Source organism: Vreelandella maris (assembly GCF_013371085.1).
Classification (GTDB): domain Bacteria; phylum Pseudomonadota; class Gammaproteobacteria; order Pseudomonadales; family Halomonadaceae; genus Vreelandella; species Vreelandella maris.
This window is the reverse complement of the sequence record NZ_JABWCV010000001.1, coordinates 1-19,024: the sequence shown is the minus strand read 5'-3', so window position 1 is coordinate 19,024 and position 19,024 is coordinate 1. Positions and strand designations below refer to the sequence as shown.

The following is a 19,024-nucleotide window of genomic DNA, read 5'->3' as shown; positions in this document are numbered from 1 at the left end:
CATCATAGCAACCTATTGGCGCTGCGTTTAGCGCTAGCGTTGAGCTTATAGAAAATGTCGTTACGGCGTTCTGGGGAGCTGGCGTTTATGATCGGTGCGTTGATAGGTGTTGGTAATGGTGGTGTAGGCCTGTTCGCTAACCTGCTGACCGGTAAGAAAGGCATCGATTTCGGTGTAAGTGACGCCTAATGCCTCTTCGTCAGCCAATTGAGGTTTAAGCGACTCTAAATCAGCAGTGGGCTGTTTCTCTACCAGTATAACGGGCGCGCCTAACGCAGCACCGACCTCTCTCACCTGCCCTTTGGTAAGCCCTGTCAGCGGCACCAGATCGCAGGCGCCATCACCATACTTGGTGAAAAAGCCCATTAATGCTTCTGCTGCTTGGTCGGTCCCCACCACTAAACCCGACTTGGCGCCAGCAACCGCGTACTGCGCCACCATTCGTTGACGCGCCTTAATATTGCCTAATACAAAGTCGCGTTGAGCGGCATCTTGAAACGTTAATCCACCCTCCTCCAAGGACGCTAGCAAGACGTCACTGGCTGGCTTCACATTGATATCAAGCACTTCATCAGGGGTAATAAACGTTAGTGCCTGTTGAGCGTGATCCTCATCTTTCTGCTCGCCGTAAGGCAGCCGGATGGCATAAAAGCGTGCCTCAACCCCCTTTTCGCGGGCCTTTTCGACGGCCAGTTGGGCTAAACGTCCAGCAACGGTGGAGTCCACCCCGCCGCTAATCCCCAACACAAGCGCGTGCTGTCCTGTCTCTATCATCTGGCTGCACAGAAAATCGACGCGCGCCTCAATTTCATACTGCGGCTCAATCGATGCTTTTACCTGCAAATCTGCCTGGATACGCTGCTGAGTTACTTGGTTAGTCATGGGGCTTCCTGCCTCCCGGTTATGGATAGAGATTTCATCATTAAGATTCATCAACGCGGGGCGCTTTGCCTGCCAATACATCACCATGATGCTTTGGCAGCATTTCTAGCGCATAGTGCGCAGCGGCAAGACGTACCTCATTACGATCACCTGAAAAGCGTTTCGTCTCCACTACCATGTATACCTCTTGGGCATGTCGAAACGCCCAGGCAAAGCAAACGGTTCCCACCGGTATATCATCATGGGGCTCTGGGCCCGCAATACCGGTGTTCGCTATGGCAACATTGGCATCGTTATTGTTTAAAGCGCCTAACGCCATTTCGCGTGAGGTGACTTCGCTAGTCAGGCCATACGTATCGATGGTGTCAAAACTGACGGCTAAATAGCGATTTTTGGCCTCGGGTGAATAAACAGCCAATCCACAATCGATCGATTGTCCGCTACCCGGTATGCCCGCTAGCTCTGAAACAATTAACCCCGCCGTGCACGATTCAGCCGTGGCCATTTTGAGTTCGTGCTTTTTTAGATACTCGCTAATCTTTTCAAGCAGTTCCACTGCTTATCTCCTTATAACATCATACCTCTGACTCCATTTACACCTTTGAAGCACTATAGTTAAGCACCGTTATTTGTCTAAAGCCTGTCGCCATTATTAACATTGTTTATGTGCGTGAATTAACGTCAAAACAGCTATAAAAAAGCCCCGTCCGAAGGCGAGGCTGTGATTTGCTAATGGGTTATATTAGCGCCGAAATGCATCGGGATAGTTGGTTAGATCCACGTTCCATAACACCGGCAACAAGAAATAAACCGCCGCGACGATGAGTAGCATGGCAATAATGTTGATCCAAAAGCCTGTGCGCACCATCTCAATGATTTTGAGTTTACCAGTGGCGAAAATAATCGCGTTAGGCGGCGTACCCACCGGGAGCATAAAGGCACAATTGGCGGCCATGGCGGCGGGCACCATCAGTACAAAGGGATGAATATCCAGTGCAAGGGCCAACGACGCTAGCACCGGCAGAATCATCGTGGCCGTGGCGGTATTTGAGGTGATTTCAGTTAAGAACAACACCATACCGGTCGCTATGAGAATAACCAGCAAGAAGTTAACGCCTTCCAACACGCTCATTTGCCCACCGATCCACTCGGCCAGGCCCGAAGAGCCAAACCCTGCGGCAATCGCTAAACCACCGCCGAACAGTAACAAAATGCCCCAGGGCACATCTTTGGCAATATCCCAACCCAACAGGCAGCCGCCTTTATTTTTGGAAGGGATCAAAAACAGCAGCAGGGCCGCGACCACCGCGATCATGGTGTCATTGATGCCGGGGATATTAATGATCTGGCCTTGCCATAAAAATGAGCGGGTAATCCACATAAAGGCCGCAAACAGAAAGACCACCAACACCGCTTTCTCTTCAAAGCTGGTTTTACCCAGGGCCTCTTTTTCTTTGTGAATAAGCTCCCGCCCACCCGGCAAGTGACTAAATTCAATCCTGAAAAATACCCGTGTCAGTAGCAGCCACGCGCTAAACAGCAGCACCAGCACGACAGGGAAAGCAAACATTAACCAGCCAGCAAAAGAGATTTCGATACCAAACAGCTCATTAACAATCGCCGCCAGGATAATGTTCGGTGGCGTGCCAATCAGCGTGCCGAGGCCACCAATGGTACCGCCGTAGCCAATACCAAAAATCAAAGCCTTACTGAATTTTTCGATTTCGTCACTGTGGTCCCCATCACTTTTTTCAAGTTCCTGGCTAACCTGGTAAACAATCGCGGTACCGATAGGCAGCATCATCATCACCGACGCTGTATTAGATACCCACATCGATAAAAAGCCGGTCGCGGCCATAAAGCCGAACACAATGCTATTAATACTGGTGCCCAATACGGCAATAATCGACAGGGCGATACGCTTGTGCAAATCCCACTTTTCCATCGCCAAGGCGATCATAAAACCGCCCAGAAACAGGAAAATAATCGGGTTGCCGTACGCCGCCGTTACCGTATTGCCATCCAGTGCGCCGGTAATGGGTAATAGTACAATGGGCAGTAGCGAGGTAGCAGGAATGGGGATAGCTTCGGTGATCCACCACACCGCCACCCACAACGTAGTGGCCAACACCATACGCCCTTCAAAGCTTAAATCTTCAGGGTGAAAGAACATCACCACAAAAGCGAACAGCAGCGGTCCAAGCAGCAATCCAATTTTCTGTGGGTTGGTATAGGCAGGTGGCTTAGGTTGATGAGATGGCTCGCGCTTGGCACTGGAAGCCGCCGCCTTCGCGGCACCGCCCGTGGGCAGCGCGCACATCAAGAGTTTTTTGGCTTGGTAGTGGGAGTGCCATAGCTGATCCCATACCGTCATCAGGGCTGTTTTATGCATAACGTAAGCGCCACTTGCGGTCAGAGTGAAAAGAAAAGGTCGGCGGCAGCTTTGCGATAAATGAGCCGCCCCAAGGGCCATACTGGATCTCCTTTGGCGCCCTTTATTAACTGCAATAGGCAATTAGTCCAGTCATTTGCCCAAAATTGCCACTAAAGTCTAACGACTTTAGTTTTATTATTAGCGCTTACTAACAGTGACATAAGTGCATTGCCCGCGTAAGTTAGCGCAACTATTAAATAAATAGTGACGCATTAAGATTAAGGAGAATCGAGTGCTCGACCGCTGGACAATGCCGCTTACCCATCGCCCCTTAAAATGCATCGCACGCCCCTTGCAGCAAGTAGGCATAACGCCTGACCAAGTGACGCTAACCGCTTTTTTAATCGGCATTTCCGCATTACCGCTGCTGGCATACGAGCAGTATGGGTTGGCCCTGCTGGTCATTGTGCTTAACAGACTCGGTGACGGCGTGGACGGGGTCTTGGCACGGTTGAGTGGCCGCACTAGCGACGCTGGCGGTTTTTTGGATATCGGGCTCGACTTTGTTTTCTACGCGGCCGTGGTGCTGGGGTTCGCGCTGGCAAACCCTGCCCAGAACGCACTAGCAGCTGCCTTGCTGCTATTTGCTTTTATCGGCACCGGCACCTCGTTTTTGGCGTTTGCGATTGCTACCAAACAGCAGGCGATAGAGCGTCCCCACTTTCCCAACAAGGCCTTTTATTATTTAGAAGGGCTGACCGAAGGCACCGAAACCGTCATGACGCTGGTGGTTTTTTGTCTATTCCCAGCGTACTTTGCGAGCTTAGCGACTCTATTCTCCATTGCTTGTCTTATCACAACGGCAATACGCTTATGGGGTGGCTATTGGACGCTACGCAGGCCTGAAAAACCTTAGCGCACCCTGGGCTGTTTACGCATTTGCTTCTCATTGGCGGCTATATTAAGCTCAGTTTCGTACCTCACACGTACCATTCAAATTCAGGCGGTTACCTCAGGTTAACCGCTGTCGCAATCACACGGAGCAGTGATATGCATAGCGAAACGTTAAATGACCTTTCCCTGGCGGGCCTTCAGATCGCCATTCAAGATATCAAGGATGAACTCTTCGATACTCCCGAGTGCGACTACGCTATTGCCCAACTGCTTAGCCAGTGGGGCCAGTCTGAAAAAGCCGAACAATTACTGGATGAGATGCTGCTTAAATGGGGCACATCGCCTGACGTTATCGCCTTAACGCAGCGTGGCCATACAGAAATGAAAGCTGAAATGACGTCAGAAATGACCGGGAGTGAACTGCTCGCGGAGAATGACGAACCAATGCACAAGCCAACAAATACAGCACCTGCACAAGTTCGCGTTGTTGCGGCTTGACCCGCTAATTTAGCTTTTAAAAACGCCCCTGGCCGCTTTCTCGGCAGGGGCATTTTTATAGACACCGGCAGGCGTTAATCGAGATGATCCAGCGTGACGATAATGTCTTCAGTTGAGACATCCACGTTCAAGAAGGTGTAGCTGTCATTATCTTCATCGACGAGGCGGATATCAAAATAAGGGTTGGTATATCCGGTTAACGTCACCCGTTGAGTATCGCCGTTCATCAACACATCACTTCCCAACACATCCTCTTCCCAACTTTTTGAGCTCCCCGGGCTCACGTACATGTAGTAAATGGTGTAGCCGGTTCGATTAGTGATATCCACATAGTAATCTGCCGCTACCGCCAGTGATGACGCTATTAGCGCCACGAGTGCAACCAACACCGTTCTGATCCGCATTGGAAAGTTCCTTGGACTTTTTTTAGGTAAACAGCAAGTTGTGAGTAAAGCACCGCTGAGTTTGAACACTCGACGACATTTTCAGTATATAGCCTGCGAGTCTTTTACACAGCCGCCCGCAGACTACAAGCAACTGGTAGAATACCGCCCCTTTCAGGTGCATTAGTGGCCCATCGCCGTAATGCCCTCCTTTTCACTACCTGAGAGTTGCGCCATGTTCGCCACCGCCCACGCAGTTTTCCAGCCGCTTTTACGGCTGGGTCTTATCCCGCAGATTGTAATCGGTATCGTTGCCGGGGTATTGATCGCCCTGTTTGCACCGGGCGTTGCCAGCGATGTGTCCTTACTGGGCCAGCTATTTATTGCCGCTTTACAGGCAGTGGCACCTATTTTGGTGTTTGTGCTGGTGGCGGCAGCCATCTCTGCTCATCAAAAAGGTCAACCTACCCACATGCGCCCTGTGCTGGTGCTGTATGTGGTTGGCACGCTGATCGCCGCCTTCATTGCGGTGGCGGCCAGTTTTCTTTTTCCTACAGAGCTTTCATTGAATGCAGGTCAAGTGGATGGCACTCCACCTGGAGATATTTTTAGCGTCCTGCGCGATCTGCTGTTGAACGCCGTGGCCAATCCCGTTAGTGCATTGATAGAGGCTAATTTTATCGCTATTTTGGCCTGGGCCATCGGCCTGGGTTTAACGCTGCGCCAAGCCAGCGACACCACCCGACAGGCACTAAGCGATTTATCCGCAGCAATTACCCGCATCGTTACCCTGGTCATTCGTTTAGCACCGCTGGGCATCCTGGGTTTGGTGGCAGGCACGCTGGCAGAATCTGGCGTCGAGGCGCTGCTCAACTACGCACGGCTGTTAGGTGTGATCGTCGGCTGCATGCTGTTTGTCGCGCTGGTGAGCAATCCGCTACTGGTGTACATCACCACCCGACAAAACCCTTATCCACTGGTATTTACGTGCCTGCGGGGCAGCGCGATTACCGCCTTTTTCACCCGCAGTTCGGCAGCGAATATTCCGGTCAATCTAGAACTTTGCCGCCGCCTGAAGCTCGACCCTGACACCTACTCTATTTCGATTCCGTTAGGCGCGACGATCAATATGTGCGGCGCGGCCATTACGATTACGGTGATCACCCTGGCCACGACTCATACGCTGGGGATTAATGTTGATTTCGCCACGGCGCTGCTGCTATGCGTGGTTTCAGCGCTGGCGGCCTGCGGCGTTTCAGGCGTAGCGGGCGGCTCACTGATGCTGATTCCCATGGCCGCCAACCTGTTTGGCATTCCCACCGAAGTAGCCATGCAGGCAGTGGCGATTGGCTTTGTGATTAGCGTGGTACAGGACTCAACCGAAACCGCACTCAACTCCTCTACGGATGTCCTCTTCACCGCTGCCGCCTGCCAGTCACAAGAGGCGAAGCGTTCATAAACGCTCACTACCGGGAGTGGCTTTTTATAATAGCCACTCCTTGTCGCTTATTGGATAGCTTAAAAAGCCCAGCCAAACGCTCGCGCTCGTCCTCTTCATAAAAACTCGGATCATCGAATAGATCGCGCTGAGTATCATCGGCTCAAAATGCGCGGTGTGGGTAATCAATGCCGTGACGTGGCGGCGACGATAAATGGCATAAAGCCCCAGTAGGGTAAACACACAGGCGATATAGAGCGGTAGGCCGTGGCTCCCCACTGCCGCCATTAGTGAGCCCGCCGCAATCGGCGCCACTGCACAGCCAGCGCCATGCATGACCAGCATATCCGCCGAGCCGGAAACCATACCCAAGGGCTAACAAAGATAAGGTGCAAAAGCGCTACCGAGGCACAAATCGAGGCACAGAAGCCAAAGGTGCGGATGTGACCCATGCGCCTGATCAAACGCCCACTTACCCAGATGCCGCAGATAAAGCCGACAAAATAGCCAGACATAATTATCCCGAGCACCGCACTGAAGAAGCTCTCATCAGTTCCCCGCAGCGTTAGCAGTGTATTCAATAATCGCTGCCCAGCAGCAACAACGCCACGCTCTGCAGTATCGATTTAACCGGTTTGAGTATTGCCAATGAACGCATTGCGTTTCCTCGTAGCAGACAACTTAAAGGTCATCAAAAAAGTTCATGCAGAAAGTAGATGCATAAAGAGTGCCACTGAAAGCTTTCGCTACCACCGTTGACAGGCTAACGTTCTTTATATAGAACGTTCTATATAAAGAACAGCCGGACACCCCATTATGGATCAGCTCTCCCTAAGCACCTTAGGTCAACATTTACAGTCACTGCGATTAGCCCGGGGTTGGTCACTTTCGCAGTTAGCCAATGACGCGGGCATTGCCAAATCCAATTTGTGCCGCCTGGAGCAGGGGAACGGTAATCCAACGCTGGATACTATTTGGCGGTTGGCGGTGCAGCTCAACGTCCCTTTCGGTACATTAGTGGCGCCCATTACCGTACCGCTAGGCGAAGATGGCGTGCAGGTGCGTTTAATTGATCAGGGCAAAGATACTCCCCAAGTAGATGCCTATTGGATGCGCTGCGCGCCCCACACCCTGCGCCATGCCGAAGCCCATACCGCTGGCACTCGCGAATCGCTGACGTTGATTAGCGGCTCGCTTGAAGCGGGGCCAGCAGGCGACACTACCCAGCTTGGGCCAGGGGATACGATCACCTTCGCTGCTGACCAGCCGCATCTTTATCGTACCCAAGAAACAGAAGCCACCTTGATGATGACCATCACCTACGGCATAAAAGGCGAAACGCCATGAACCAACTTGCCAGCCACTCCCCAATCCGCAACGCATTCAAAGGCGTGCGTGAAGCTATTCCCCTGCTGGGCGGCTATATACCGGTCTCGCTCTCGTTTGGATTAGTCGCCACCCAGGCGGGGTTTAGCATGTGGGAAGCCGCCGCGATCTCGGCGCTGATTTACGCCGGTGCCTCGCAGTTTTTGTTCGTCGGCATGGTGGCGGCGGGATCACCGCTCTGGTTAGTGGTGGCAATGACGCTGCTAATCAACGTACGCCATGTGGTGTACGGCCCGAACCTCGCGGCATTATTACCGCGCAGCGGCCACTGGCCCTGGCTGATGCATGGCCTGACAGACCAGGTATTTGCCCTGGCGCTTACGCGGCTTCCACAGCTCGCTGCGCCTGAGCGATTTGGCTGGTTTGTCGGCGCATCGCTACTGGCCTGGGGGGTGTGGATTGTCGGCACCATGGTTGGCGCTACAGCGGGTGAAACGTTAACCGCCCGCTGGCCGCTGCTCGGTGAAGTGATGCCCTTCGCCCTTCCCGCACTGTTTCTGACCATGGTCGCGCCGCGCTTTACCGACAAACGCTGGGCTTTGGCGCTGAGCTGCACGATTCTTTCTGCACTGTTATTAACGTTTTATGGCTGGAGCAACGTCGCGATTCCGCTAGCTGCCGCCTGCGGTGCGCTCTGTTTTTATATAGTCAAGTTTCAAACGGGGAGGTGTAACCCATGAGCACTGCACTCTGGCTAGCCGTGGTGGCTTCGGCACTGGGTACTCTGCTCATGCGCGTAGTGCCTTTCCTCTGGATGCAACGCCGTTTAAACAGCGCGACCGGGATTAATAACATGCCTCAGTGGCTTGGCATTCTCGGCCCGCTGATGATTGCGGCGGTTTTGGGTGTATCCATCATGCCGGTCAACCCAAGCGCGATCTCCTGGTTCGCAACGGCCATCGGGCTCTCTGTGACACTATTGGTATGGTGGAAATTACGCTCATTGGGCTGGCCAGTGGCGGCTGGGGTAGCGGTATTTGGGCTAGTGCAGGTGATAGCTTACATTTGATAATGCTTTGCATTATCTTTTATCTCATGCCATCATTCTGCTTTTAGACTTCTACCAGCCAGTGGCATGTATGCAAACCGCACACTTTCATCGCTGTCAGGATTGGATACGTGTGTTGCTTGTAGCCACCGCGGCGCTCTTTCCACTTTTCGCCCCCGCCGCCCCGCTACACGCTTCAACTGAGTCGCCACGCGTCGTTACGCTTTACCAGGGAGCGACTGACAGCGCTATTGCCCTGGGGCTGACGCCGATCGGCGTGGTCGATTCCTGGCTTGAAAAGCCCATGTATCGCTACCTGCGCGATCCACTGGCTAGCGTTGAGCACGTGGGGCTGGAAACGCAGCCCAACTTGGAAAAGATTGCTTGGCTCAATCCCGACCTGGTCATCGCCAGCGATTTCCGCCACGCCAGCATCGCGCCGCTGCTCACCGCAATTGCGCCCACGGTGTCAGCGCCAACGGTGTTTAATTTCAAAACCACGCTCACGATTGTCGCCGATGCCTCTGGCCGCCAAGCAGAGGCCAGTGAGCTCCTGCAGCGCTGGGAAAAACGAACTGACGATTTTAGCCAGCAGATCGCCACCAAGTTAGGCAGTGACTGGCCACAAAAAGTGGCCGTGGTGCGTTTTAAAAGTGATCACGTGCGTATTTATACCCGTGGTTTTGCGGGCTCGATATTAACCGAGCTGGGCTTTGCGCAGCCAGAGACTCTGCCCACTCAAGGCTGGGGCATGAAGCTCACCAGCACCGAAAACATTCCTGTATTAGAGGCCGACGTACTGTTCATTCTGCTGGAGCCTGATGACCCCGCTATTGCGGATAATTATCAGCACTGGCAGGGACACCCGCTTTGGCAGCAGCTCTCGGCCGTGCAACACGGGCGTGTATTCGAGGTCGACCCGGTCAGCTGGATGATGGGCGGCGGCATTTTGGCGGCCAATGCCATGCTGGACGACCTTTACACGCACTACGGTCTTGTCACGCGCGCCGCATCGCCGTTGCAAGAGTGCCGAGATGCTTCAATTAATGCGGAGCAAACTGGATGCTGACCCGCCATTCTTTCAAGAGTAACGCTGTAAAAAGTAACTCTATAAAAAGTACTTCTATAAAGAGCACGCCTGCCAAAAGCGCTGGTTTGTTGCTGGCTGGCTTAGCAGCCGTCGGCGCTTTTATCGCCAGTGTGATGCTGGGCAGTACTGACATTGCCTGGTCTTCCTTATGGGCGGCGCTTAACCATTACGACCCCAGCCAAGTAGCCCATATCATCCTGTTCACCGAGCGCCTTCCCCGTGCGGTGATTGCCGCGCTGGTCGGCGCCAGCTTGGCAATGGCGGGGGTATTGATGCAAACCATGACACGCAATCCGCTGGCATCCCCAGGCATTTTAGGCCTCAACGCTGGGGCGATGTTTTTTGTCGTCGTCGCCGTGTCGCTGCTGCCACTGCATACCCCTGCCCACTACGTCTGGGCAGCCCTGCTGGGGGCTTTTGTGGCTGCCGTGTTGGTGGTGCTACTCAGCCGTAGTCGGCACGGTGAGCTCTCCCCGCTGCGCGTCGTTCTTGCCGGGGTGGCGGTAACGGCAATGTTTGTATCGTTTAGCCAAGGATTATTAGTGATCGATCAACAGAACTTCGAAAGCGTACTCTACTGGCTGGCAGGCTCGGTATCTGGGCGCGAACTTTCACTGGTCGTGCCCTTATTGCCCCTCTTTGGCGGCGCACTGCTACTCAGCGCGCTGCTTGTACGCCACGCCAACGCGCTGCTGCTTGGCGATGAGATAGTGACTGGGCTGGGTATGCAAGCCACCACCATCAAACTGCTACTCGGATTAGTGGTGATTGTATTGGCGGGCGGCGCGGTGGCACTGGCAGGCATGATTGGGTTCGTGGGACTAATTGTGCCGCATATGGCACGGGGGATATTCGGCATCGACCACCGCTGGCTGCTGCCCGCCAGCGCTCTGCTGGGTGCCTGCTTACTACTCCTGGCCGATGTGGCCTCGCGCCTGTTAATGCCCCCTCAGGAGATACCGGTCGGGGTCATGACGGCGCTGATCGGCACGCCCTTTTTTATCTATCTAGCGCGACGCAAGATGGCTAGCCAATGACGCAATCATCAACGCTTACCTATGAAAGCGGCGCTAACAATGAAAGTAATCGCTTACTGCACAGCCTTTGGCTGTTGAGCCTGTTGTTAGCAGCAAGCGCGGGGCTCTCGCTCTGCTTGGGTAGTTTTCCCACCCAGCCGCTTCAGGTGTTGAGTGCACTGACAGCGCCCGCTCATAGCGATATCGCTTTTATCATTTGGCAGCTACGCCTGCCCCGTATTGTGCTGGCGATACTGGTCGGGGCTGCCCTGGCGATGTCGGGCGCCATTTTGCAAAGCATTGTGCGCAATCCGCTGGCATCGCCGGATGTAGTCGGCATTACCAGCGGTGCCGCGCTGGCGGCGGTGCTGTATCTGACGCTCTTGAGCACATCTTTAAGCACGTTATTGAGCATTCACTGGCTGCCCGCGGCGGCCATGCTGGGCGCACTGGTGTCCGCGTTACTGGTCGCTAGCCTTGCGTGGAAAAACGGCATCAGCCCATCGCGCGTGGTACTGGTCGGTATTGGCCTTGCCGCTGCCATGGGCGCTGGCACTACGTTGCTGATCGTGATCAGCGAGGATTCGGCGGCCATGACCGCCTACGTATGGCTCACCGGCAGTCTGTATGCTGCACAGTGGGGGGATGTGATGGGGTTGATGCCTTGGCTGTTGGCGGCGACCCCCGTTGTGCTTGCCTTTTCCCGACACGCCGATGCCATGGCATTGGGCGATCAAGTGGCGGAAGGGCTTGGGGTGCCTATTCTGCGAAGCCGAATGATACTACTGGGTTGTAGCGTAGCGCTGGCAGGCGCCGCCGTCGCCTTTGCAGGTGGCTTGAGTTTTGTGGGGTTAATCGCGCCCCATCTGGCGGCCAAGTTGGTGGGGCGAAACCTGGCGCGTTTAGTGCCCGTTTCTGCGCTGGTAGGGGCATTGATCGTCGTTAATGCGGATCTGCTCGGGCGAGTGGCCTTTTTACCCAAAGACCTACCGGCGGGCATTTTCGTTGCCGGGATTGGCGCGCCCTTCTTCGTTTACCTGCTACATCGATCGCGCGGCCGCGTTTAAGGTCTACTCAGAAAAAACGGCGCCCCACACGGGCGCCGAATACAGCTTACGAGCATTGGAACGACTGCTTAAAAATCCAGCTGATAGCCGAGCGTAAAGGTACGGCCCCGCCCGGTGAAGTAGTACTCGTCGCTGATGCGCGCGGCCTGCGAGTAATAAGTAATATAATCTTCATCGGTGAGGTTTTCGATGCCCACGGATACCCTACCGGCAGGCAGGCGGTAGGCCAGCGAGGCATCCAGCAGACCATAACCGTCAAAACCAAGCTCAGAGTCGTCGACGCTACGATCAAAATAATAGCTGCCCTGTAGGCGGGTTGAAATACGCTCATTCCAAGCTGCACTCCAGCCCAGCTTGAGCGTGTCGGGCGCGATATTAATCCCGGTCAGTTTGGTATCCACACTGCCATCGCCATCTTGATCCGACTTACCCTCGGTATGGGCGTACGAGAGCGACAGGTCATGCTTGTCGGCGACCTGCATGTCGCCGGTAATCTCGACACCCTGGATCTCGGTTTTCTCCCGGCTACCGTCCCAGGAGCCATTCTGCTCGGTAAGCCGCTGGCCGTAATCGGAGTTGGATTCGTAATAGCTGATCTCTAACCCATAATCATCCCAATCAAAACGCGCGCCGATTTCCCGGTTATCAGTCACGATGGGTTGAAGCTGAAGCAAGGTATCCACATCCTGGCCCGGCGTACCGATCCCGCGCAGTACCCTGCCCACGTCAGGCATACCGAAACCTTCCGAGTAGCTGGCATACAGCTGCGCCCAGTCAGTCGCTTGGTAGGTAACGCCTGCGTTATAGAGCGTTTCATTGAAGCTGGGGTTGCCACCATCGACGGTGACGTTGTCTTGAGTGATATTGCTGCGGTCGATGGTTTGAAAAGTATCCACCTCCAGCTCGGCGTGTTCATGACGCACACCGGCGTGTAACGTCAGCGGGTCGGCTATCTTGAATTGCCCCTGCAGAAAGGGCGCCAAGTTCCGATAGCGGCTTTCCGGCACATAGGTTCGCCCGGTCTGAACCAGCATCTGGCTCGTCTCATCATCCAGTACGTCCAGGCCCACCGTGACCCCTAACCGATCATCCAGCATGCCATCGCGGTTCAAGGTGAATTTGGCACCGCGTTTGTCAGACTCATTGCGTGTCTGATCGTATTGGGTATTTCCCGCACTATCCATATAGGGGAAAAACGGCGTGGTAGCAAAGCGTGCGCGAAAGCGCTGCTGATACACCTGGGCATCCAACGCATTGCCATACCAATCAGCGTGGGAGTAGGCAAGCCGCGCCGAGGTCACTTCGTTAAAGCCAGGCTCACCGTCACGGTTGCCACGGCGCGCGGTGGTGGGCACACCTGCGGCGCGATCTCCTGGCACCGGCACGTAATCATTGCCCTCTTCCAACTCGAAGTGGTTAAGCGAGGCTTCGATTTGCTGATTGTCATCGATCCAGTAGCCAAGTTTACCGAACAGGTCATAGCTCTCTGAATTTTGCAGCTCACCAGGGTAAGCAATACCCACGATTTCATCATTGCCATCGTAAAAGACCCCGCGCTCCTGGCGGGTAGCCGCAGCAACGAAATCCCAGTCGCCCTGCTGGCCACTAATGCGGTAATCCAGCTTGTTGCCTAACCCACCCGATTGGAAATCATCGTCCGTGGTCAGGCTGATGCCAGCATGCTGACTGATACCACCACCTTCAGCACGTCGTGTGACGAAGTTAATCAGGCCCCCGGTGGCGCCCAAACCGTGCTCCGCACTGGCACCATGAATGACTTCGATACGCTCGACCATGGAAAGGTCAATGGTATAGCTATCCCGCGAGCTATCGCGCAGTGGGTTGGATTGGGGCACGCCGTCGATAAGAAACAGGGCATCGCGACCCCGCAGCGTTTCACCGGCGTTAGAGAGTTTCTGGCGGCTGGGTGAATAAGAAGGAATCAAATTGCTCAGCACTTGGCCGGGATCATCGCTAATAGCCAGCTGTTGCTCGATCTCTTCACGTGTGATGACGGTCACCCGTTGCGGTGTTTGGCCCTCTTCACTGCGGCTACGGGTAGCGGTGACGACCATGGTGGCATTGGCGTCGCTGGTAGCATGTTGCGCCTCGTTGATACCCGACGCTTGCCCCTGGGCTTGGCTAGCCGCCACTAGGCCAGCGAGCGTCAACGTGGGCCAAAACACCTGACTTTTTTTCACATACATCTTCTTTTTATCCCCCTGCTTGTGAGTGAATGATCCCTTTAAATAGTAATGCGCATCTAAATGATAACTATTATATTATGAGGATAAAAACCGTTAGCGTCTACCCAGCGCGAACAGCCCGTTCGATAAAGTGGATGCGCTTGGCTGCCTGAAGACAGTGAGGGATGCCTAATGGGCGACTACCGACAATTGAAAATGAGAATATGTTTACTTATGGTGCTAGCTCTTTCGACCACTCAAGCGGGTTCATGATGAAACACCCTTCCCCTCGACCACCTCGCTTGCAGGGAGCATCACTCCGTGCGGGCTATGACGCTCGCCGGGTGCTGGATGGCGTGGATATCACCATCGCCGAAGGCAAGCTCACCGTGCTGCTGGGGCCCAACGGCAGTGGCAAATCTACGTTGCTAAAAACCCTTGCCCGTACCCTCACGCCAAGCGCCGGGCACGTTTATCTGGATGGTCAGGACATTCACCGCAGTAATACACGCGAGGTCGCCAAACGCCTGGGGTTACTTCCCCAAGGGCCTGTGGCGCCGGAAGGGCTGAGCGTAAAACAGTTAGTAGGCATGGGCCGCTTTCCGCACCAGGGCTTGTGGCAGAAGAACGCCCAGCAGGACGCCGCGGCCATTCGTGAAGCCATGGCGTTTACCAACGTGACGGAATTCGCCGACCGCAACGTCGATGCCCTTTCCGGCGGGCAACGCCAGCGCTGTTGGATCGCGATGGTGCTGGCACAACAAACCGACTTAATCCTGCTCGACGAACCCACGACCTTTTTGGATCTCAAGGTGCAGGTTGATTTGCTAGCACTACTCTCACGCCTGGCCCACGAGCACGGTCGCACCCTGCTCTTAGTGCTCCACGACTTGAATCTGGCCGCCGCTTACGCTGACCACTTAGTAATGATGCGCGACGGCCATATCGTCACCAGCGGCCCGCCTAGCGACATATTTACCGCGGAGAACCTTCAGCGCGTTTTTGATCTGGAGGCCCATGTCATCCACGACCCTGAAAGCGGAAGCCCTATTTGTGTGCCGCGTAAACGGCACCAGGTTGCCAGCGAGCCGGGAGTGGTTGTTTAGCAGCACTGTGTTGGCGAGCCAAGGTGGTGGGTATTCACTCAGGCACAAAAAAGCCCGGCAAACAGTGCCGGGCCCTTTAGAGCATTAACGCATTACCAGCTGTATTTCACGCTGCCAATCACGCTGCGGGATTCACCGTAGTAGCACCAGTATTCACAGCTTGCTACGTACTCTTTATCGGTAAGGTTATTAACGTTGACCTGCGCTTCCCAACCATCGGCAAACTCATAGCCCACCATCGCATCAACCAGCGTGTAACTATCCACTTCTGTGTTGTCCGCGACGCTAGTATCAACGGTGCTGCCTACATAACGAACACCGCCGCCAAGAGTAACGCCATTCAGCGCACCGCCGGTAAAGGCGTAATCCAACCAGGTAGAGGCTTGATGACGCGGAATTAACGGCGCACGGTCATCATCTTCCAGGCGAGAATCGGTATAGGTGTAAGCCGCGGTGATTTTTAAGTCATCGGTAAGATAGCCAACGCCTTCCAGCTCAAAGCCCTGCGAGGTGCGCTCACCTTCTTGCACCTGGAAACCTGCAGGTGAGTTGACCAGCGTATTGCTCTCTTCCAAATCAAACAACGCTGCCGTTACGTAACCATCCCAACCAAAGGGAGCCACCTTCACACCGGCTTCCCACTGGCGACCTTCGCGGGGATCATAAAGCTCGCCATCGCTATCCACCCGGCCCAGCGGGTCAAAGGATTCTGTGTAGCTTATGTAGGGGTTAACACCGTTTTCACCCAGGTACATAGCACCACCCGACCAAGATACTTGATCGTCATCCGAACGCTGGGTCGTTCCTGCCGTTAGATTACTGTTTTCAGTTTCTGCTTGGTCGTAGCGCACACCGCCTAGCAGTACCCAGCGATCATCAATGCGTAACTGATTTTGGGCATAAAGGCCGGTTTGCTCCTTATCGATTTCTCGGGTAAGCAGGTCATCCGCGCCTACTGGCGTAAAGTTGCCATAAGTGGGGTCAAAGATATCGATAGGATCGCCAAACGGGAAAGGATCCGCTTCCTGACCACTCACACCGAGGTTCTGATAATCGGCGCCTAAAAGCAGCGTATTTTCGGTGCGGTCGGTGTACCAAGTGCCTACCATGCGGTTATCGACAGTCCAGCTGTCGATCGAGCCATCACGATAAACATGGCCACGGGCTGCCTCACGCTCATCGGCCATAAAGAAGGCGTAAGTACTGCGTAGTTCTAAATCCAGCTCGCTGTAGCGTAAATCCTGCTCGAAGCGCCAGGTATCGTTGAGGCTGTGGCGCAGTTCGTAACCCAGCGCCCACTGTGTACGCTCATCTTTATCGTAACCCGGTTCGCTGAAGTTGGTTTGCGGATCAACGCGGCCAAAGGGCGTATTTTCCACCGTGCCGTAGGGTAATTTGAAGGCGTTCACGGGCACGCCGTCATCTTTTTGCACACTGGCTAAAAAGGTAACGGTCGTGTCGTCGCTGAAATCAACCGCTAGGCTTGGCGCAAAGTAGTAACGTTCATTCTCTGTCGCATCTAAATCGCCATCACGCTCTTTATAGAGCCCCACTAGGCGATAGCGTACATCATCTGACTCGCCCACTGGCCCGCTAGTATCAATGCCTACTTGGCGATGGTTGCGGTTACCAAGCTGCAAATTGACCTCCCCTTGGGGCGTTTCGGTCGGACGCTTGCTCACCGCATTAATCAAGCCGCCAGGAGGCGCCTCACCGTACAAAATAGACGATGGGCCTTTAAACACATCGACCCGCTCAAGGCCGTATGGCTCCGGCAACCACTGATAAAACCCTTCGCGGTAGATACGCAAGCCATCTTGATAAGTCGACTGATCAAAACCGCGTACCTTGAACCAATCGGTGTTGTTGTCGCTGCCGAAATGACCTGACAACACACCCGCCCGATAACGGAAGGTTTCGTCTAACTGCTGAACGTTACGGGTTTCCAACTCTTCACGGTCAACGCTCGACACCGGGCGCGGCGTTTCTACCAGCGGTGTGTCGACCTTAAGTGCAGTAGCCGTCACTACCACGGTTTCATTGGAAGCAGCCACTTCTTGGGCAGAGGCAGATGCACAAAGGAGCACCGCGGTAACGGGGATTAGCGCAGAAATCGAGCGCGCCAAGGGGCGACGAGCAAACGGCAGACGAGGCATGGCAGAGTCTCAGTTAGAATTAGAAGCAAGGGGCAGCAGATCAATAAGCATCATGATAATCGTTGTTATTAGCATTCATGATAGCGCTTTTAAATAGTGGCTTTCAATGGCCTGACGAGGGAATTTTAAAGTCGCCTGAGAGCGACACCAGCTATAAGTAACCTCGAAGGATATAAGCGGTTGAGTGTGCGCTGGCGCAAATAAATTGGATAATTCTAAATTAGGTAATCTTCAATTATTCAAAGTGCAGTTCCTTCATTTGCTCCAACCTTTTATTTTCCATCGAATTGAGGCACGTCTAACAAGATGACTGTTGATGACTAAAGATCGCGCCGGGTCTGATGAATTGAACCTGACCCATGAATTTCTGGCCATGATGCTCGGGGTTAGCCGTGCAGGTGCGCGGACTAATCCGTTACCAGCGTGGAACAATCACCTTACTTGATCGGCCAGGCCTAATCGAGGCGTCCTGTGAGTGCTATGGCGATGATTGCGCGATGTACGCCAAAATGTTGTCGTTGTTATAGAGGCGACGTCATCCCCAGATTGAGTAGCGCTAAACTTTGGAGCCCTCCCGTGCAAATCACAGAAGATAAAAATCGCCTACTTGCCCGCTAGCACCGTTCACGCACCACGTGGGTCTGCAAAAGCTACTTGCTATGTCTCCTCACAACCGCAGCAACTACCGTGATCATTCTCCTGGCCGCTGCGCGCAGTACCAATATCGCCGTCGACTACTTAATACCAAATTCTTTACAGAGTTAAACACGGCCAGCCCGCGCGCACCGCTGGCTGGGTCGTTCCGCGCTCGCTTGCTTGGCGTGACGTCGCGGCCTTTTCAGATCCATTGCATGAATAGCCGCCGCGTGTGCTGCCATTGCCGAAGGTCTGGAAGGCATACCGGAACGAAACTGAAAGGGCTTCACAAGCGACGATGAAGCCAACGCGATTGAGACTCTGTTGGACTACCTCGGCGAGCCACTAGCCGAATAACCAACGCGGCCTGGCACGCGCCGCTAAGGCGTTACCCGCTAAGCTGGCCCTACTTTTGCGCTCAAGGCGCGTTAGACCCGCGTTAGCTTTTGATTAAGCGCGCTTAACGGCAAGGGGTTACACGGCTATAGTGTTCCCATTGAGAAAATAAACGCCAATAGAAAAGCTGTGAAGGCAAAGTGACGAAGACCGATAATAACCAAGGCACTGCCAATCCATTAATGGAGTACACCCATGATCAACTTCTTTGAAGGCCATCTCGGAAGTATCACATTGCTTTTGACAGTAGGAACGTTTTGGATGGCGCTTTCGACTCGTGCAGCGGCTAAAGCTTCCAAGAAAATTTTCGAACTAGAGGCCCGTCCTTGCCTAGTATTCAACAAGCCGATGTTTCGGATACATCAAGAAAAGGATGAAAACCAAATTCACGTCAATACTGCATTGACCCTAGGGCCTGTTGACGTTTTGAGGGATAGCATTGGCAGGATAGGGGCAAACTCACAGAATACAGGTTCCGACACCAACAAACTGCGAGCTTGCCATGCCCCGACTGATGCTCACAGATGA

At 54.0% G+C, this 19,024-nt stretch carries 18 protein-coding genes; 11 read left to right on the top strand and 7 right to left on the bottom strand.

Going from position 1 to position 19,024, the window contains the following annotated elements:
• Positions 1 to 60 precede the first annotated feature (60 nt).
• From nadE to HUO07_RS00080, 3 genes are all read right to left on the bottom strand, one after another.
• On the bottom strand, positions 61 to 882 hold the full coding sequence (gene nadE, locus HUO07_RS00090) for an ammonia-dependent NAD(+) synthetase (protein WP_176301855.1): 822 nt from the start codon (positions 880 to 882) through the stop codon (positions 61 to 63).
• Positions 883 to 922: 40 nt separating this feature from the next.
• Positions 923 to 1,438, bottom strand: coding sequence for a CinA family protein (locus HUO07_RS00085; protein WP_176301854.1), 516 nt, complete (start codon positions 1,436 to 1,438; stop codon positions 923 to 925).
• 186 nt (positions 1,439 to 1,624) lie between these two features.
• The gene (locus tag HUO07_RS00080) at positions 1,625 to 3,274 is read right to left on the bottom strand and encodes a DASS family sodium-coupled anion symporter (RefSeq protein WP_246286378.1); all 1,650 of its coding nucleotides are present in this window, start codon (positions 3,272 to 3,274) and stop codon (positions 1,625 to 1,627) included.
• Between the two features lie 274 nt (positions 3,275 to 3,548).
• Between HUO07_RS00080 and HUO07_RS00075 the strand changes: the two genes are divergently transcribed.
• Both HUO07_RS00075 and HUO07_RS00070 read left to right on the top strand, forming a co-directional pair.
• Positions 3,549 to 4,172: a CDP-alcohol phosphatidyltransferase family protein gene (locus HUO07_RS00075; RefSeq protein WP_176301853.1), complete on the top strand. Its 624-nt coding sequence runs from the start codon at positions 3,549 to 3,551 to the stop codon at positions 4,170 to 4,172.
• 134 nt (positions 4,173 to 4,306) lie between these two features.
• Positions 4,307 to 4,648 (top strand): hypothetical protein, encoded by a 342-nt coding sequence (locus tag HUO07_RS00070; RefSeq protein WP_176301852.1) that lies wholly within the window; start codon positions 4,307 to 4,309, stop codon positions 4,646 to 4,648.
• Positions 4,649 to 4,722: 74 nt separating this feature from the next.
• On the opposite strand, the gene HUO07_RS00065 is transcribed toward HUO07_RS00070, so the two are convergent.
• Positions 4,723 to 5,052, bottom strand: a complete 330-nt coding sequence (locus tag HUO07_RS00065) for a hypothetical protein (RefSeq protein ID WP_008958143.1) — start codon at positions 5,050 to 5,052, stop codon at positions 4,723 to 4,725.
• Between the two features lie 214 nt (positions 5,053 to 5,266).
• Between HUO07_RS00065 and sstT the strand changes: the two genes are divergently transcribed.
• Entirely contained in the window at positions 5,267 to 6,490 is a 1,224-nt protein-coding gene (gene sstT, locus HUO07_RS00060; RefSeq protein ID WP_176301851.1) for a serine/threonine transporter SstT, read from the top strand.
• 24 nt (positions 6,491 to 6,514) lie between these two features.
• Here the strand turns inward: sstT and HUO07_RS21660 are convergent, their stop codons facing one another.
• Positions 6,515 to 6,814, bottom strand: a complete 300-nt coding sequence (locus HUO07_RS21660; protein WP_246286377.1) for a hypothetical protein — start codon at positions 6,812 to 6,814, stop codon at positions 6,515 to 6,517.
• 471 nt (positions 6,815 to 7,285) lie between these two features.
• On the opposite strand from HUO07_RS21660, the gene HUO07_RS00050 reads away from it, so the two are divergent.
• The 6 genes from HUO07_RS00050 to HUO07_RS00025 all read left to right on the top strand — a co-directional run bounded on the left by HUO07_RS00050 (position 7,286) and on the right by HUO07_RS00025 (position 12,016).
• Positions 7,286 to 7,816: a helix-turn-helix domain-containing protein gene (locus HUO07_RS00050; RefSeq protein ID WP_176301850.1), complete on the top strand. Its 531-nt coding sequence runs from the start codon at positions 7,286 to 7,288 to the stop codon at positions 7,814 to 7,816.
• Positions 7,813 to 8,535, top strand: a complete 723-nt coding sequence (locus HUO07_RS00045) for an AzlC family ABC transporter permease (protein WP_176301849.1) — start codon at positions 7,813 to 7,815, stop codon at positions 8,533 to 8,535. The genes HUO07_RS00050 and HUO07_RS00045 overlap by 4 nt, the downstream gene beginning before the upstream one ends.
• On the top strand, positions 8,532 to 8,864 hold the full coding sequence (locus HUO07_RS00040) for an AzlD domain-containing protein (protein ID WP_176301848.1): 333 nt from the start codon (positions 8,532 to 8,534) through the stop codon (positions 8,862 to 8,864). The genes HUO07_RS00045 and HUO07_RS00040 overlap by 4 nt, the downstream gene beginning before the upstream one ends.
• 70 nt (positions 8,865 to 8,934) lie before the next feature.
• The gene (locus HUO07_RS00035) at positions 8,935 to 9,912 is read left to right on the top strand and encodes an ABC transporter substrate-binding protein (RefSeq protein ID WP_176301847.1); all 978 of its coding nucleotides are present in this window, start codon (positions 8,935 to 8,937) and stop codon (positions 9,910 to 9,912) included.
• An 89-nt stretch (positions 9,913 to 10,001) separates the two neighbouring features.
• A complete protein-coding gene (locus tag HUO07_RS00030) occupies positions 10,002 to 10,970 on the top strand; it encodes a FecCD family ABC transporter permease (RefSeq protein WP_281362612.1) in 969 nt (322 codons plus the stop codon).
• Positions 10,967 to 12,016, top strand: coding sequence for a FecCD family ABC transporter permease (locus HUO07_RS00025; protein ID WP_176301845.1), 1,050 nt, complete (start codon positions 10,967 to 10,969; stop codon positions 12,014 to 12,016). Before HUO07_RS00030 ends, HUO07_RS00025 begins: the two co-directional genes overlap by 4 nt.
• Before the next feature lie 68 nt (positions 12,017 to 12,084).
• Here HUO07_RS00025 and HUO07_RS00020 read toward each other — a convergent pair whose 3' ends face one another.
• On the bottom strand, positions 12,085 to 14,223 hold the full coding sequence (locus tag HUO07_RS00020) for a TonB-dependent receptor (RefSeq protein WP_176301844.1): 2,139 nt from the start codon (positions 14,221 to 14,223) through the stop codon (positions 12,085 to 12,087).
• A gap of 251 nt (positions 14,224 to 14,474) precedes the next feature.
• Here HUO07_RS00020 and HUO07_RS00015 point away from each other — a divergent pair, with 251 nt between their 5' ends.
• Positions 14,475 to 15,308 (top strand): ABC transporter ATP-binding protein, encoded by an 834-nt coding sequence (locus HUO07_RS00015; protein WP_176302052.1) that lies wholly within the window; start codon positions 14,475 to 14,477, stop codon positions 15,306 to 15,308.
• 92 nt (positions 15,309 to 15,400) lie between these two features.
• Here the strand turns inward: HUO07_RS00015 and HUO07_RS00010 are convergent, their stop codons facing one another.
• Positions 15,401 to 17,464 carry a TonB-dependent siderophore receptor gene (locus tag HUO07_RS00010; RefSeq protein WP_176301843.1) on the bottom strand — a complete coding sequence of 688 codons (2,064 nt, stop codon included), beginning with the start codon at positions 17,462 to 17,464 and terminating at the stop codon, positions 15,401 to 15,403.
• A gap of 1,227 nt (positions 17,465 to 18,691) precedes the next feature.
• On the opposite strand from HUO07_RS00010, the gene HUO07_RS00005 reads away from it, so the two are divergent.
• Positions 18,692 to 19,024 (top strand): hypothetical protein, encoded by a 333-nt coding sequence (locus HUO07_RS00005; protein ID WP_176301842.1) that lies wholly within the window; start codon positions 18,692 to 18,694, stop codon positions 19,022 to 19,024.

What these genes read in the sequence shown, in the direction of transcription:
- sstT (WP_176301851.1), top strand. Translation starts at nt 5,267, where the DNA reads ATGTTCGCCACCGCCCACGCAGTTTTCCAGCCGCTTTTACGGCTGGGT.
- HUO07_RS00045 (WP_176301849.1), top strand. Translation starts at nt 7,813, where the DNA reads ATGAACCAACTTGCCAGCCACTCCCCAATCCGCAACGCATTCAAAGGC.
- HUO07_RS00080 (WP_246286378.1), bottom strand. Translation starts at nt 3,274, where the DNA reads ATGCATAAAACAGCCCTGATGACGGTATGGGATCAGCTATGGCACTCC.
- HUO07_RS00025 (WP_176301845.1), top strand. Translation starts at nt 10,967, where the DNA reads ATGACGCAATCATCAACGCTTACCTATGAAAGCGGCGCTAACAATGAA.
- HUO07_RS21660 (WP_246286377.1), bottom strand. Translation starts at nt 6,814, where the DNA reads ATGCTGGTCATGCATGGCGCTGGCTGTGCAGTGGCGCCGATTGCGGCG.
- HUO07_RS00005 (WP_176301842.1), top strand. Translation starts at nt 18,692, where the DNA reads ATGATCAACTTCTTTGAAGGCCATCTCGGAAGTATCACATTGCTTTTG.
- HUO07_RS00020 (WP_176301844.1), bottom strand. Translation starts at nt 14,223, where the DNA reads ATGTATGTGAAAAAAAGTCAGGTGTTTTGGCCCACGTTGACGCTCGCT.
- HUO07_RS00070 (WP_176301852.1), top strand. Translation starts at nt 4,307, where the DNA reads ATGCATAGCGAAACGTTAAATGACCTTTCCCTGGCGGGCCTTCAGATC.
- HUO07_RS00065 (WP_008958143.1), bottom strand. Translation starts at nt 5,052, where the DNA reads ATGCGGATCAGAACGGTGTTGGTTGCACTCGTGGCGCTAATAGCGTCA.
- HUO07_RS00050 (WP_176301850.1), top strand. Translation starts at nt 7,286, where the DNA reads ATGGATCAGCTCTCCCTAAGCACCTTAGGTCAACATTTACAGTCACTG.
- HUO07_RS00010 (WP_176301843.1), bottom strand. Translation starts at nt 17,464, where the DNA reads ATGCCTCGTCTGCCGTTTGCTCGTCGCCCCTTGGCGCGCTCGATTTCT.
- HUO07_RS00035 (WP_176301847.1), top strand. Translation starts at nt 8,935, where the DNA reads ATGCAAACCGCACACTTTCATCGCTGTCAGGATTGGATACGTGTGTTG.
- HUO07_RS00015 (WP_176302052.1), top strand. Translation starts at nt 14,475, where the DNA reads ATGAAACACCCTTCCCCTCGACCACCTCGCTTGCAGGGAGCATCACTC.
- HUO07_RS00040 (WP_176301848.1), top strand. Translation starts at nt 8,532, where the DNA reads ATGAGCACTGCACTCTGGCTAGCCGTGGTGGCTTCGGCACTGGGTACT.
- nadE (WP_176301855.1), bottom strand. Translation starts at nt 882, where the DNA reads ATGACTAACCAAGTAACTCAGCAGCGTATCCAGGCAGATTTGCAGGTA.